Consider the following 14,900-nt stretch of genomic DNA (forward strand, 5'->3'; position numbering starts at 1 on the left):
ATGACACAATCATTTATACCATTATCAGTTCCAACTTTAAATGGTAATGAACTGACGTATGTGACCAAAGCAATTGAAGATGAATGGGTATCTACTGCGGGTCCGTATATAAAGGATTTTGAAAATGAAATTAAAGATTATGTGAATACAGGTGGAGCAGTAGCAGTGCAAAATGGAACTTCAGGTATACATATTGCATTAAAATTATTAGGTGTTACTGAAGAGGATGAAGTAATAGCCCCTACTTTAACATTTATTGCAGCAATAAATCCTATTAGTTATTGTGGTGCATCACCAATATTTATGGATTGTGATGATTCATTAGGAATGGATGCTGACAAGCTAAGAAATTTTTTAGAAAATGAGTGTTTTGTGAAAAATGGGAAGATAATAAATAAAAAAACAAGTAAAGTAATTCGAGCTATTATAGTAGTGCATGTCTTTGGAAATATGGCAGACATGGAATCAATCATGGAATTAGCAGACGAGTATAAATTACCTGTGATTGAAGATGCAACAGAAGCAATTGGTACTTATTATACAAGTGGCTATTTAAAAGGAAAATATGCAGGTACTATTGGTACAATTGGAATTTACTCGTTTAATGGCAATAAAATAATGACAACTGGCGGCGGTGGAATGATAGTTTCTAATAATAATGAATTATTAGAGAAGGCGAGATACTTAACGACTCAAGCCAAAAGTGATAATTTATTCTATAGACATGATGAAATAGGATATAATTATCGCATGACCAACCTTCAAGCAGCCTTAGGTCTAGCTCAATTCGAGCAATTGGAAACATTCATAGACACGAAGAAAAGAAATTATCACTTGTATAAAAGTGAGTTAGAGTCTATTGAAGGCTTATCACTAATAGATTTTAGAGATAATACTAGGCCAAATTATTGGTTCTATGGATTAAAGCTATCGGATGCATATCAATTAGGACGCAAAGAGTTGATTAAGAGACTGGCAGATCAAAATATACAAGCTAGACCAATTTGGGATTTAATACATGACCAATTACCATACAAAAATATGCAATCTCATCAAATTGATAAAGCTTATCATTATTTGAGTAGTATTATTAATCTACCTTGTAGTTCTAACTTGACTTCTCAAGAAGTTAACCGAGTACTAAATGTGTTAGGTTAAATAATAAATGAGGAGGATATATGTGGAAGTAAAACAGTTTATGATAGATGAAGAGAATACTTTAGTAGAAGCTATGTCCCAATTAGATAAAGTGGCAAAAAAAGTGTTATTTGTCAGTCGAAATGGAGCATTGGTTGCAGCTATTACAGATGGTGATATCAGGAGGTGGATTTTAAATAAAGGTGATTTGGATGCTACTGTTCAAAACATCGCTAATTATGAACCCAAGTATTTATTCGAACAGTATAAACATCTTGCAAAGAAAAAAATGAAGGAATTCTCTATAGAGGCAATTCCAATTGTTACTGAAGAAAAACATTTAGTCTCTGTAATTACATGGACAGATGAAATTGCAAATAAACCAAAAATTGATACGCCTGTTGTAATGATGGCAGGAGGATTTGGTACAAGGCTTTATCCATATACTAGAATACTACCTAAACCTTTAATTCCAATTGGAGATGTTCCGATTGCCGAGCATATCATTAATCGCTTTAACAAGGCGGGAGTCAGTGAATTTCATTTAATAGTAAATCATAAAAAAAATATGATTAAATCTTACTTTAATGAAATTGATAAGAACTATCATATTAGTTATGCAGATGAAGAACAGCCGCTTGGCACTGGAGGTGGATTAAGTTTATTGAAAGGGAAGGTAAATACAACCTTTTTCCTTACAAATTGTGATATCTTAATTGAAGAAGAGTATCATAAAATATATGATTTTCATAAAGAGAAAGGAAATTTAATAACCATGGTTTGTTCTTTAAAAAATGTTTCCATTCCATATGGGGTGGTTGAAGTAGGTGACGATGGAGAAATTGAAGCCATGAAGGAAAAACCAGAATTCTCTTTTTTTACTAATACTGGCATGTATGTAGTAGAACCTATTATTATTGAAGAACTAACTGAAAATACTTCTATTGGCTTTCCTGATATTATTAAGAAATATCAAGAAAAAGGTGAGAAAGTAGGGGTTTATCCAATAAGTGAGCATTCTTGGATGGATATGGGTCAGCATAATGAATTAGAAAAAATGAGAAAGAGACTTGAAGACAATGAATCGTAAGTTATTGTTAGTTGGAGGAGGAGGACATTGTAAATCCATTCTTGATACGTTATATAGAATAGGTGAATATCAAGATATAGCGATTATTGATAAGAAAGAAAATATTGGAAAAAATATACTTGAAACACCAATAATAGGTACTGATGATGATTTAAAGAATTTATATATTGAAGGATATAAAGAGGCATTTATTTCTATCGGTACAATAACTAATTTTAATACGAAAATTAAATTAGTTAACCATTTACATAAAATAGGTTTTTATTTGCCTAATATTATAGATCCTACAGCCATTATAAGTAATTATTGTGAGATAGGAAAAGGAATATTTGTAGGGAAATCTGCTATTGTAAATGCAAACACAAAATTAGAGGATTTTTCAATTATTAACTCTCAAGCAATTTGTGAGCACGATGTAACCATTGAAAAATATACACATATTGCTCCAGGGTCAGTGATATTAGCAATGCCATAATTGGTAAAAGGATACATGTAGGAGCAGGGTCAATTATACAGCAAGGTATTACAATAGGATCAGATACAGTGATTGGTATGGGAAGTAATGTGATTAGTAATATAAACTCAAATTCACTTGCTTACGGTAATCCATGTAAGGTGGTAGATTATATATGAGCGTATTTATAATAGCAGAAGCAGGAGTGAATCATAACGGTTCATTAGAGTTGGCAAAAAAATTAGTTGATGCAGCTTGCTATGCGGGAGCAGATTGCATCAAATTTCAAACATTTATAGCGAAGAACACAGTTGCCAAGGAAGCGAAAAAAGCTTCATATCAAGAACAAAGTGACAATCTAGACGAATCACAATTAGAAATGCTACAGAAACTGGAGTTATCTTTTGATGAATTTAAGAATTTAAAACTTTATTGTGATAAAAAGAATATTACTTTCTTATCAACGGGCTTTGACATAGAAAGCTTACATTTCCTAAATGATTTAGAAATGCCATTATGGAAGATTCCTTCCGGTGAAATTACAAATTACCCATATTTAGTACAAATAGCGAATTTTAATAAACCTATCATTCTATCAACAGGAATGGCTACACAAAAGGAAGTTGAAGATGCAGTTAATGTACTAAAAGAGAATAAGGTAAATAAATTAACAATTTTGCATTGTACAACTGAATATCCAACACCAATGAATGAAGTGAATTTATTAGCAATGAGAGATTTGAAAAATAATTTTAATTTAGAAGTCGGATATTCTGATCATACAATGGGTATTGAAGTACCAACTGCAGCAGTTGCACTAGGAGCTTCAGTAATAGAAAAACATTTTACTTTGGATCGTTTAATGGAGGGGCCAGACCATAAGGCTAGTTTAGAACCAAAAGAATTAAGGAAAATGGTTCAAAACATTAGAAATATCGAAAAGGCTTTAGGTACAGGCGTTAAAGAACCCACATTATCAGAACTAAGTAATAAAGAGGTTGCACGAAAGAGTATTGTAGCCAAAACAGAAATTTTAGAGGGAGAACTTTTTACTGAAGATAATATTACGGTTAAAAGGCCAGGCTATGGAATTTCGCCTATGAAATGGAAAGAAGTCATAGGCAAGGTTTCTAAAAAAAATTTTAAAGAAGATGAGTTGATTGAGATATGATGAATATTGCTGTATTAACAGCTACTAGAGCGGAATATGGATTATTAAAGCCATTATTAACTAAAATTAATGATGACGAGGATTTTCATCTTAATCTAATCGTAACCGGAGCTCACCTCTCTCCTGAATTCGGTCTTACATATAAAGAAATAGAAGAAGATGGATTTATTATAGATAAAAAAATTGAAATGTTAATTAGTGCTGATTCATCCGCCTCTATATCAAAATCTATGGGGTTAGCTTTAATGGGGTTTGCAGATTATTTTGCAGATAATAAACTTGATTTATTGATTGTATTGGGAGATAGATATGAAACTCTAGCTGTTGCATTAGCAGCAATGAACCAAAAAATTCCCATTGCACATCTATATGGTGGGGAAACTACCGAAGGTGCAGTAGATGAGTCAATCAGACATGCTTTAACAAAATTAAGTTATTTTCATTTTACAAGTACTGAAGAATATAAAAAACGTGTAATTCAGTTAGGAGAGAGCCCAGCAAGGGTTAATGTAGTGGGTGGCCTTGGTGTTGAGAATATAAAGAGTCAATCTTTATTACCTAAAGGAGAATTTGCAAAATACGTCAATATAGAAGAAGGTAAACCATATGCTATGGTAACATTTCACCCTGTTACATTAGACGATAGTGAGAATGCAGGATATCAAGTTGATGAAATGTTAAAAGCAATAAATGAATTTCCAAATATTAATTTTTTAATAACAAAAGCAAATGCAGATGCTAATGGCCGAATTATCAATCAAAAAATAGATGAGTATGTGTCTTTAAATGAACATGCTAGAGCATTTACTTCATTAGGGATGAAAAGATATTTATCAGGTTTAAAATACGCTGCCTTTGTATTAGGGAATTCGTCAAGTGGTATTTTGGAGGCACCAAGTTTTGGGATTCCTACTGTTAATATAGGTGATAGACAAAAAGGTCGAATTCAATCGGACAGTGTTATTAATTGTGAACCATTAAAAGTCAGTATAGTGGCTGCAATAGAAAAGGCAATGAATGTTGAATATAGAAAAAGAGCGAAACAAACGATAAATCCATACGGTAAGGGAAATGCATCCGAAAAGATTATTAAGTTTTTAAAGTCAAATAAGAATTTTAAAAATATAAATCTAAAAAAGAATTTTTATGATCTAGGTGAAGTACATGAATAGAATTGCTATAATTCCAGCAAGAAGTGGATCAAAAGGATTACCGGGGAAAAATATAAAAAAATTAAATGGGAAACCACTGATAGCATATACGATTGAAGCAGCGAAGAATTCTAATGAATTTGATGAAATAATTGTTTCAACAGATTCACAAGAGTATGCAAACATATCAAAATCATTTGGTGCAAATGTGCCTTTTCTAAGAGATAATTCTTTAGCAACAGACAAATCCCCTACATGGGATGCAGTGAAAGAGGTTTTAACCTGGTTTCAAGAAAAACGAAATATTAACTTTTCGACAGTTTGTGTTTTACAACCAACCTCACCTTTAAGAGATAGTCATGATATAATTAAAGCGTTTAGTGTATTTAAAGTAAAGCAAGCAAAATCTGTAGTGTCTGTCTCTGAAGTTGATTATAATCCTAATTTAACGAACATATTACCTGATAATCATTCTTTGAATGGATTTATATCAACAGATAATGAGAAAAAAAGAAGGCAAGAATTAGAAGAATATTACAGGTTAAATGGAGCAATTTATATCAGAAGAGCAGAAGAAATATTGAAAGATGATCCTATTTATACTGAAGAGACTTATGCCTATATTATGTCTAAAGAAAATTCTATTGATATTGATGATTATATAGACTTTTTATTCGCAGAGGTAGTTATGAAGTACAAAGAAGGTAGCAATTGTGATAAATAAAGTAAGGCAAAATAAATTTTTAAAAAATTCTATATTATATACCATAGGTGGAATGATGACTCCATTTATCGGGTTTATTATGTTGCCGGTTTATACTAATTATTTACCTCCATCTGAGTATGGTATAATGACGACAATTCAAACCTTAGTAGGCATGCTCCAAATACTCCTATTATTGTCTTTAAATGGAGCCGTGACTAGATTTTATTATGACTATTTGGATAATAAAAAAGAACAAAAAAAATATTTAGGGAGTATATTCATATTTGTCTTTGCATTTTCAACTATTATGGGGATACTAATGATTATTCTTCATGAACAAATAGGTAATATAATATTTTTAAATATACCTATTACCCCTTATTATTTTTATTTTATAGGATTGTCATGGCTAAATGCTTTATTGGCTTTAACTTTGTCCCTATTCCGTGCTCAAGAGCGGGCTGGTTTATTTGTAAGTATTAACATAATAAAAGCAATATTAATTATGCTATTGACTATGTATTTTATTATAATAATGGGATTTGGTGCAGAAAGTGCTTTATTGTCACAATTTATTGTGCTTTTCATAATAGTAATAGTTGTAATGTTATATTGTGTTAAATTTATTTCATTTAACATAAATTTAGGTTATATTAAATCCAGTTTGATCTTCAGTTTACCATTATTGCCACATGTTGCAAGTGGCTGGATTATATCCTCATCAGATCGAATAATATTGGAAAAATTTGTGACATTGGATCAATTAGGAATCTATTCATTAGCTGTACAAATATCAATGGTATTATCATTATTCTATACTAGTGTCAATAACGCCTTTGTACCTAGGTATACTAGATTGCGTCAAGAGAATAGGCAAATGCAATCACAACAATTATTGAAAATTTTCTTTTACGTTGTAATTATATTTGGTGTTATCTCCATACCAATTTCAATGTTTGGTACTAAAATACTGAGTGATGAATCCTACAACGGAGCAATATGGCTAATTCCATTTTTGATTGTAGGTCACATATTAAAAGGTATTTATTATGTACCGGTTGCCAAGCTGTTTTACAGTAAGGATACTAAAGCTATAGCGACTAGCAGTACGCTGGCAGCAATTTCAAATGTAGGAATAAATTTCGCGCTAATCCCCTTTATTGGAATTAACGGGGCGATTGTTTCTACTATATTTGCTGAAGTTTTTCGCACATTACTTATATATAGAGCAAGTGAAAAGTAAATAGATCAATGTAAAGTATTGAAAAAGACAATGTGTCAACAACGGTTTGAATTTCCCTATTTTCAACGGAATGAAATTCCCCAAAAATAACGGATAATCATTTTATACTTTAATACTTAGGAGTGATGTTAGTCTAAAAATTGGACACGGTAAATGGGGAGAATTTCAAGTATAATGAAATTAACAATTTTACAGGAGTGTCCATAGAATGAGAAAAACATATGATAAAGAGTTTAAATTACAAGCAGTCCGTATGGTCAAGGAGGACGGCAAGAGAATTGTGGAGGTTGCACGGGAATTAGATGTAGCTGAACCAACTCTTCATAATTGGGTGAAGAAATACAATCAAGGTAAGGATGATGTCTTCGTTGGTAGTGGCTATGTACAACCTGAAAAAAAGATGGAATATGACCTACAAAAACGAATCCGTGATCTAGAAGAGGAAAATGCTATCTTAAAAAGGCTATGGGCATCTTCGCAAAAGACCAGAAGTAATCTATGACTTCATCTACAAGCACCGACACGACTTTCGTGTAGTGAAGATGTGCGAAGTATTAGATGTTTCAGTGGTCAGCTTTTATAATTACAAGCGCTTAATCAATACAGCTGTGTAGATGATATTACCCTCTCTGGTAGGTGAAGGGATGTTCCCCTTCTCCTACCAGAGAGGCCAGCAAGTGAAGCGCGGTAGGGGAAAACAACCTTCTTCCTATTCGCTGTGTCTATTTTCTTGACATAATATCAAATAGTAAATATTCATTCTTGGTAGCTATGGAATTTTTTATTTTAAATATAAGGAACGGACATAATTGATTGAGGGAGGTTTTCACATGAAAAAACTGGATTTTTTAATAGTTGGAACCATGAAATCAGGTACAAGTACTTTAAGTGATTATTTATCATTACATAATAATATTTTTATTCCAGATAACGAACTTCATTATTTTAATAACGACAAATTATATTTCAAAGATAAGAAATATTATGATAAATATTATTATAATGCTCAAGAAAGCCAAATATGTGGTGAAAAAACGCCCACATACTCCTATCTTTCAAAAGTTCCACCTAGAATATATAATATGAATCCAAATGCAAAATTAATTTGGATATTTAGGGAGCCAGTTGCAAGAACCTATTCAAATTATTGGCATGCAATTGTTCGAGGAGCGGAAAAGTTATCTTTTACAGAATGCGTTGAAAGTGAAAGTGAATTTATGAAAGAAAATATTTTCAGGGGGTATGTTAATAGAAGTATTTATATAGAACAAGTCAAAGAATATCTAAAATATTTTGATATAAAACAAATGCATTTTATATTATTTGAAGAGTTGGTTGCAGATCCCAAGAATACTATTTTAAATACTTTAGATTTTTTAGAAGTTGAAAAGAATTCCTTTACTTTCCCAAATAATAAAATAAAGTCAAATGAAAGGAAAAGTCTACCGAGAAGTAATCTCCTTCAATATTATTCAAGAAAGCTTCTTAAAAATACATTCCTTTTTAAGGTATTTGATAAAATAAATCAAAAACCAGTTAACAAATATCCACCTATGGATAATGATTTAAAGAAAGAATTAATTGAATATTTTATGCCGTATAATAAAGAGTTGGAAAAGATCGTTAATAAAGATCTTACTTCAACGACTTCTTATTGGCATTATTAATAAATTGGATTCATATGCAGAAATACGTGGACTGAATACGAAACAGATTATTGAAGGCGTTGGGTTAGATCCTCGTATTGGTGAACATTATAATAACCCATCTTTTGGTTATGGTGGCTATTGTTTGCCGAAGGATACAAAGCAATTGCTAGCGAATTACGAAGACGTGCCCAATAATATGATCAGTGCGATTGTGGATGCGAACAGTACACGAAAAAATCATATAGCTGATCGTATTCTAGCGAAGAACCCAGAAGTTGTCGGGATTTATCGTTTAACAATGAAGACTGATTCGGATAATTTCCGTCAATCGGCGATACAGGGAATAATGAAGCGTATCAAAGCCAAAGGTATCGAGATTGTTGTTTACGAACCATCATTGGATACAGAGGAATTTTACGGCTCAAAATTGATGAATAACTTCCAACAATTCAAACACACTTCAGAAGTCATCGTTGCCAACCGCCTAACAGATGACCTAACAGACGTGGAACATAAAGTCTACACAAGAGACCTATTCAGTAGAGACTAATTGGACGAGGGGATCGGATCCTCGTCCACATTTTTGTTCTTTAGGCGTGAGTGTCGCACTTGTACAAGTATTTTTTAAAATTATAGGAACATGAATTTCATCTAGTATTACATAAGGTGTGATCAGTATAATGTTATCAGATTACGATTATTCACGATTTAATGAGATCATTCATGAACAAGTAAAAGATGCTGATGGTGTTAATTTCATCAGATACTTAACAGGATCTCCAGATAAAAAGTATTCTGTTATTTGTGATTATGAGGTGAATGAAAATTACGTTTTCCCTTTTGATAATGATAGTAATCATAATGATAAGATATATTACGGTTTGCATCCTACTTTTGATTCGGAATTAGTCATAAAAGGAATATCGGATGGTAGTTTTCGGAATGATCATTTATTTGAGCAATTTTTACTCAACAATCGTGATAAATTCTCACTTCATGAAGAATATCAATCATTTGTAGAATCAATCTTTGCTATGACCGTACTACGAATGGCTACTCGATTTGGGTATAAATTTTCTTATACAGAGAAAGCTTTAAGAACGATTCGCAAACTAATTAAAAGTGAAAGCGTTGAATTAGTAGAAGCTGTTACATATAAATTCATGTCAAGCACGAAGGAAATTGCTTTTTTAGGAGGATTTACCGATTCACTTTTAAAAGTTCTTTCAAAGTCGAATCTTGTTTGGGAATTTGGGCAGAACAATTGTTTACAGGTCATGGATAGATCTGAAAGTCAAAAGGGTTATGATTTTCAATCTTTTTATTGTTATGATGTTTCTCCAGAATTATGTACAGGTAGTGTCTACTATTCTGGCGTTTTACCCAGGACTTATCATGTATCAACTAAAGAGAGCACTTCCAATAAGGACATTGAAACGATCATATTACATGTTGAAAGGACAACTTTTGCAACTTTAGATGCATTTGATAATGGTGAAGTTTGTAATCACCCGCTCTTGCAAACATCTAGGCAAAACATTGCGGAATTTTTTTATTTAGAAGATCAGGCGCAGGAAATTCTATTTCAAAAACATCCTAATCAAATATCCCGTGAGGAAATGTTTCAATGTGTCAATAAATATCTAAAATATTCTCCGAATACACATACAGTAGCTGTGTCGGGTAATATTTTAGATTTTGATGGTAATTTATTATTAGGAAGACGTCACGAAGATTCAATTGACCCTGATACATATTACTGTTCGGTAAATGGACAGAGCGAATTTGCTGATCATCACGTTAAATTCTATAAAGAATCTGTATTTGAAGATTATCCAACTCTACAGCCTAATGCCTTGGCGCGAAATGATTTTAATGGAGAACTTGATCGTGAAACAGAAGCCGAATTAAATATTGATCGTTTAAGTAGGAATTGGGAGTATTACGGAATATCCCTTTTAGGTATACGAAATAATAAATCAATACCGGATCAAAAAAGGAGAGTACATTTTAATATATTAGCTTTTAACAAAGTGAATGAATCCTTTTATGATATTGTAATGAAATCACAAACAGCAACAGAAAAATTTGAAAATCAACGAATCGAAAGTTTATCTATATGGTTTTACAAAAACTGGATAAGCCGATTCACCCACTATGTAAATGGAGTTATTGCATGGATCTCAGAATATAGTAATATTTTAACGTATCTTATTGCATTTTTATACTTGTTTTTGATTGGAGATATAGAATCATTAATAAGTGGTCAAACAAAAGACATTGTCATTAACAGTGTAACTTATTTGTTAGCATTAATTGCTCTGTTACATGCAGTTATCAAAGGGGTAAAGAAATTCTCCTACAATAGAATGATCAAACCATATAAAATAAAATCAAAATATTTATATGGGAATAGTAATCCTATCGATCGATTATCTTATTGGATGAACAAGCAATCCAAGATACAAAATGCACATCCGATCGCAACATTAATGATTTCCCTTTATATACTCCACAAACTAAAGAAATAACGGTAATTATAGCGCTTTAATCTTAACATTGAAAAGGTGATTCTGTGTTTATTCATAACGTACACCGAAAAATCCGCCCTCGATTATTCGTCTAGTTGCTCAAACACAACCTTACACATCCCCGCACGATCATACTGAGTTTGCAAAGTGTATAGAGAAATGTCGATGTTCAATATGCGCTCATTGATTAAACGAACAGCTGGGAGACCGTCTGGTTGAAGAAAAGTATCTTTGATTCCGTGGAAGAAAAGCCAGCTGCAATCATAATTGTGTGGTGATTCGGTGGGGATGGCATATAATCCTTTGGAGACTGCCATAGGAATCGGTGTCTTTTGGTGGAAGTCTAAGTGGTGCTGTACAGATTTTTTTCGACCTTCATAGTTGGCACCGTAATGGATGCAGTTTTCTTTGATGATTTGAAATGGAGCAGAGGTATGATCGATCTCTTGCTCCATTTCAATAATTTCAGTTCGAACGTGTACATCTCTTTTTGGCAGAATGGCTAATGTTTTGTCGGTGATTCGATATATGGTCGTCATTTCTTTTTCTTTTCCTTTCGATTGGCCACTTGTCTGACTTGTTCTTGAAAGGATGAATAGCCATATAATTTGAACTGTTCATTTATAAAGGAATAGGGTACGTCTAATAATTCTGCCAATGGTACGAATCGGGTGATAGCTATGTTTAGCTCGCCTTTTTCTAATTTCTGAATCGCACGAGTGCTCATGTTCACCGCCTCCGCCACTTCTTCCTGTGCCCATCCTTTTGTGATACGCTGCTTCTTGAAAAATTCCCCTAATACATATAGAAAATTATCCTGTTCAAATTCATTCATAAAAATACAACCTCTTACTTCATTTTCCTAAAATGCATAATTGGTTGTAACGAAATATATTGCGTATTATGGGTTAAAATGGAAAATAAGAAGAGGAAGTCAGATTCTCGGCTATATGGGCATATCAGTCCGTAAGTGGATGTTTTCAAATGATCTGCGGCTGATCATTTGGATCATATAGTTCTAATCACTTAAGAAAATTCCTTTTTAATACCTATTCTAGTAATAGAAGGAATATAGTAGAATATAATTGATATTATTTCCTTTTATGACTGGAGGTAGGAGATGGCCAATCGCCAGGTGCATATTGCAGAAGTAAGAGCTTTTCACGATGAATTAAAAAGAAATACAACAGCCATCCAAGACCAACTACATGAGATTCAATCAAATATCGATCAAATCATACAACTCGATGATTTTCAGGGAAAGTCCGCAGATGCGGCAAAGGATTATTTTCAAGTCTTTCATGGTACACTGATTCAAGCGTTTCAAGGAATATTTGAACAGCTCGAAAAAAATGTATCGAAACACCTAGAGGACTTTCAACAAGAGATTGATCCCCACCAACATGCGATTATTCAAGAGGAGTACCTAGAAGCACAAGAACATGATATCATCAATACATACGAACAATTGGATCGACTGGCATATGACGCTCGTCAGATCATCCATAGCGTTTCTGACCTCACGTCAGCGACGGCGCCATCAACTGCGCATATGGTGGAAAGCAGAGATGATAGCCTTCAAGTCATGAACAAGCTTGATCGGCAAACCGAGCATTTTTCCACGAGTTATAGACGTGATCATGAGCAGATGCAAAGCGCATTTCAGGAAATTGAGTCATTAATGAGTAAAGTGTCGAGTCATAAGCCAAGTGAACGGACAACAGACTGGTTTAGCGATCAATTACCTCGTGTTCAGTCTTTTGTTGCAGAAGCAAAGGAACAGGCCGGATTTCAGCATATGCTCACTAATCAAAAAGCGTTCACGAGAAATGTCAATATCCTGGAGCATAGCATAGGGCTCAAACAGTACGTAGGAAACACTTTTATGGCGCGTTCATCTAGTACAAGCGGATATGCCTTCATGTCAACTCAATTACAGCGAACAATTGAGGACAATTGGCGGTATCACTCTCTATCAAATCAAGTCACTCTGATGAAAAAACAAACCGACTTTTTGCCATTGACGCATCAGCGGGATACAAATTCCTTACAAGATAAGATGGAACGTTTACGTCAAGAGAGTTCTATAGATACCAATACCATGTCTGAAGAAGAAAAAAGAGCGATACAGTCCTATTTGCAAAAACTAGAGAACGGAGAAATCGAGAGCACGTCAAATGTCGAGGATTATGAACTGGGAGATTACCCTGAACCGAGTTTCAGAGATCAACAAAAAGTACTCGGCGGCATGCGGAGAAATGAGCCCGGTAATTTTGGTAGAGGGGTTTCAGCCACATTCGATTTCTTTACCGAAGATATGGCCACTATTGTTGATCCGAATGCTAGCGCATCTGATAAAGCTCTTGCGTCCCTCTTTACATTTGTGAAGCCAGCAAAGTTGATGGATAAAGCCGGTGATATTGGAGGAACGGCCACAAGAAGGTTTGGTAATAAGGGTATAAATAAGGCTAATCCTGAAAAAGTTGTTAATGCTTTATCAAACTTCCAAAGTAGGAAGATGACTTTTGGTAATCAACAGTTCTTACTAGATAAAAAAGGTATGAAACATATATTAGAAAGGCACCACCCCGAATATTGGAATGGAACTGTTAAAAAGAGCCAAACATTTCTTGATAAAAACTTATCGGTAGATGATGTGGCAAATATTACACAAAGTGTAATGAAACAGAACCGAGCTACTTTGATAAATCGTGGTACAACAAGTTCATATCAAATATCTGGAACTGTAAATGGAATTGAATATGTAGTAGGTTTAAATAAGGGGAAAATAGGTCAATTATATTCTAAGTAGGTGAGTTTATGTTTAATATTAAGACATTTATTAAAAGACCAAGTATGCAAATTGACAATTTAAATGAGGTCATTGAAAATCCAAATAGATATTTCATTAATATTGACGACGAAATAGAAATAAAAAAATATAATCAATATTTAGATTTTGATTATATAAATGGTGCTATAACCATCGAATACTATAACAATCTCATAATGGATTTTAGTCTGTGGGATTTAGTTGACCAATTATGGAGCTATTTAATTCAGTTAGTAGAAGATGTAGTGCAGACTGGATATGGTATGACTTATTTTCCAGACCAACCAGTGAAAATTGAAATGAAAGTTGTTTCAAAAGATTTATTATTATTTGCCCTTGATGAAGGGGAAATAATAAGAGAATTGTTACCAATGCAGGAGTTTATAAATGCTTTATTTAAAAGTGCTGAAAACTTTTATAGTAGTTTTATTGCATACTTTGAGAGAGAAATAGATTTTAGTTATGAATTAAATAAAATAAAAACTATTCAGGAACAAATCAATTAATTGATTTCATACCATATAACTTAATTTGTGGCGAGACTGGGACAAAAGAGTAATTAGAAAGGAAAAATCCGAACATTACTCTTGCTATTTAGTTTTGTCCCAGCCTCGTCTTTTTTGTATGGGGCGGAGTGCCGATTAAACCGCTTTTTACTTGGCGGAATAGAGATAGCCCTTGTAAGCGCTATATAGTATTTTGTAAAGTTATTGTGGTTTGCGTTCATACGAGGAACAAACAGCTGAGAATGCATCAGCCTATTACTCAAAAGCCACATCAGCAAAACAATATGATTTTTCGGCGTATGATAAAGAACGGATTGGAAATATGTGGGTCCTGAGTAAAAATGGGAAAGTCGATCAAGAGGCAGCGAGGGCTTCCGAAGCTTATAATGAAGCGATTAAAAATGGCGAAATTCAGTTAGAAGGACCAGA

Annotated in this window: 13 protein-coding genes and 3 pseudogenes; 14 read left to right on the forward strand and 2 right to left on the reverse strand. The window is 33.2% G+C overall.

What is annotated here, in order from left to right; translation table 11 throughout:
* From J416_RS01925 to J416_RS01975, 11 genes and pseudogenes are all read left to right on the forward strand, one after another.
* The gene (locus J416_RS01925) at positions 1–1,158 is read left to right on the forward strand and encodes a LegC family aminotransferase (RefSeq protein ID WP_003463652.1); all 1,158 of its coding nucleotides are present in this window, start codon (positions 1–3) and stop codon (positions 1,156–1,158) included.
* Between the two features lie 22 nt (positions 1,159–1,180).
* Complete coding sequence (locus J416_RS01930) at positions 1,181–2,227, forward strand: sugar phosphate nucleotidyltransferase (protein ID WP_003463655.1); 1,047 nt, start codon at positions 1,181–1,183, stop codon at positions 2,225–2,227.
* Positions 2,217–2,702 (forward strand): PglD-related sugar-binding protein, encoded by a 486-nt coding sequence (locus J416_RS01935; protein WP_003463657.1) that lies wholly within the window; start codon positions 2,217–2,219, stop codon positions 2,700–2,702. Before J416_RS01930 ends, J416_RS01935 begins: the two co-directional genes overlap by 11 nt.
* 154 nt (positions 2,703–2,856) lie before the next feature.
* Entirely contained in the window at positions 2,857–3,852 is a 996-nt protein-coding gene (gene neuB, locus J416_RS01940; protein ID WP_003463666.1) for an N-acetylneuraminate synthase, read from the forward strand.
* A complete protein-coding gene (neuC, locus tag J416_RS01945) occupies positions 3,849–5,024 on the forward strand; it encodes a UDP-N-acetylglucosamine 2-epimerase (protein WP_003463670.1) in 1,176 nt (391 codons plus the stop codon). The genes neuB and neuC overlap by 4 nt, the downstream gene beginning before the upstream one ends.
* A complete protein-coding gene (locus J416_RS01950) occupies positions 5,017–5,727 on the forward strand; it encodes an acylneuraminate cytidylyltransferase family protein (protein ID WP_003463673.1) in 711 nt (236 codons plus the stop codon). The genes neuC and J416_RS01950 overlap by 8 nt, the downstream gene beginning before the upstream one ends.
* Positions 5,717–6,952 (forward strand): lipopolysaccharide biosynthesis protein, encoded by a 1,236-nt coding sequence (locus tag J416_RS01955; RefSeq protein ID WP_003463676.1) that lies wholly within the window; start codon positions 5,717–5,719, stop codon positions 6,950–6,952. The genes J416_RS01950 and J416_RS01955 overlap by 11 nt, the downstream gene beginning before the upstream one ends.
* 208 nt (positions 6,953–7,160) lie before the next feature.
* Positions 7,161–7,542, forward strand: a pseudogene (locus J416_RS01960) (transposase); the annotation flags it as partial.
* A gap of 240 nt (positions 7,543–7,782) precedes the next feature.
* On the forward strand, positions 7,783–8,619 hold the full coding sequence (locus J416_RS01965) for a sulfotransferase domain-containing protein (RefSeq protein ID WP_003463681.1): 837 nt from the start codon (positions 7,783–7,785) through the stop codon (positions 8,617–8,619).
* Positions 8,618–9,151 (forward strand): annotated as a pseudogene (locus J416_RS01970) (UDP binding domain-containing protein); the annotation flags it as partial. The gene J416_RS01965 and the pseudogene J416_RS01970, both read left to right, overlap by 2 nt.
* 130 nt (positions 9,152–9,281) lie before the next feature.
* On the forward strand, positions 9,282–11,132 hold the full coding sequence (locus J416_RS01975) for a hypothetical protein (protein ID WP_003463694.1): 1,851 nt from the start codon (positions 9,282–9,284) through the stop codon (positions 11,130–11,132).
* 83 nt (positions 11,133–11,215) lie between these two features.
* Here the strand turns inward: J416_RS01975 and J416_RS01980 are convergent, their stop codons facing one another.
* Together J416_RS01980 and J416_RS01985 are read right to left on the reverse strand one after the other, a co-directional pair.
* Positions 11,216–11,671: a competence protein ComK gene (locus J416_RS01980; protein WP_003463698.1), complete on the reverse strand. Its 456-nt coding sequence runs from the start codon at positions 11,669–11,671 to the stop codon at positions 11,216–11,218.
* Positions 11,668–11,967 (reverse strand): helix-turn-helix domain-containing protein, encoded by a 300-nt coding sequence (locus tag J416_RS01985; protein WP_003463701.1) that lies wholly within the window; start codon positions 11,965–11,967, stop codon positions 11,668–11,670. Before J416_RS01985 ends, J416_RS01980 begins: the two co-directional genes overlap by 4 nt.
* Before the next feature lie 285 nt (positions 11,968–12,252).
* Between J416_RS01985 and J416_RS01990 the strand changes: the two genes are divergently transcribed.
* From J416_RS01990 to J416_RS02000, 3 genes and pseudogenes are all read left to right on the forward strand, one after another.
* The gene (locus J416_RS01990; protein WP_003463704.1) at positions 12,253–13,944 is read left to right on the forward strand and encodes a T7SS effector LXG polymorphic toxin; all 1,692 of its coding nucleotides are present in this window, start codon (positions 12,253–12,255) and stop codon (positions 13,942–13,944) included.
* An 8-nt stretch (positions 13,945–13,952) separates the two neighbouring features.
* Complete coding sequence (locus J416_RS01995) at positions 13,953–14,471, forward strand: hypothetical protein (protein WP_003463707.1); 519 nt, start codon at positions 13,953–13,955, stop codon at positions 14,469–14,471.
* A gap of 211 nt (positions 14,472–14,682) precedes the next feature.
* A pseudogene (locus J416_RS02000) lies at positions 14,683–14,900 on the forward strand (hypothetical protein); the annotation flags it as partial.

The sequence above is a fragment of the Gracilibacillus halophilus YIM-C55.5 genome (genome assembly GCF_000359605.1).
Classification (GTDB): Bacteria; Bacillota; Bacilli; order Bacillales; family Amphibacillaceae; genus Gracilibacillus; species Gracilibacillus halophilus.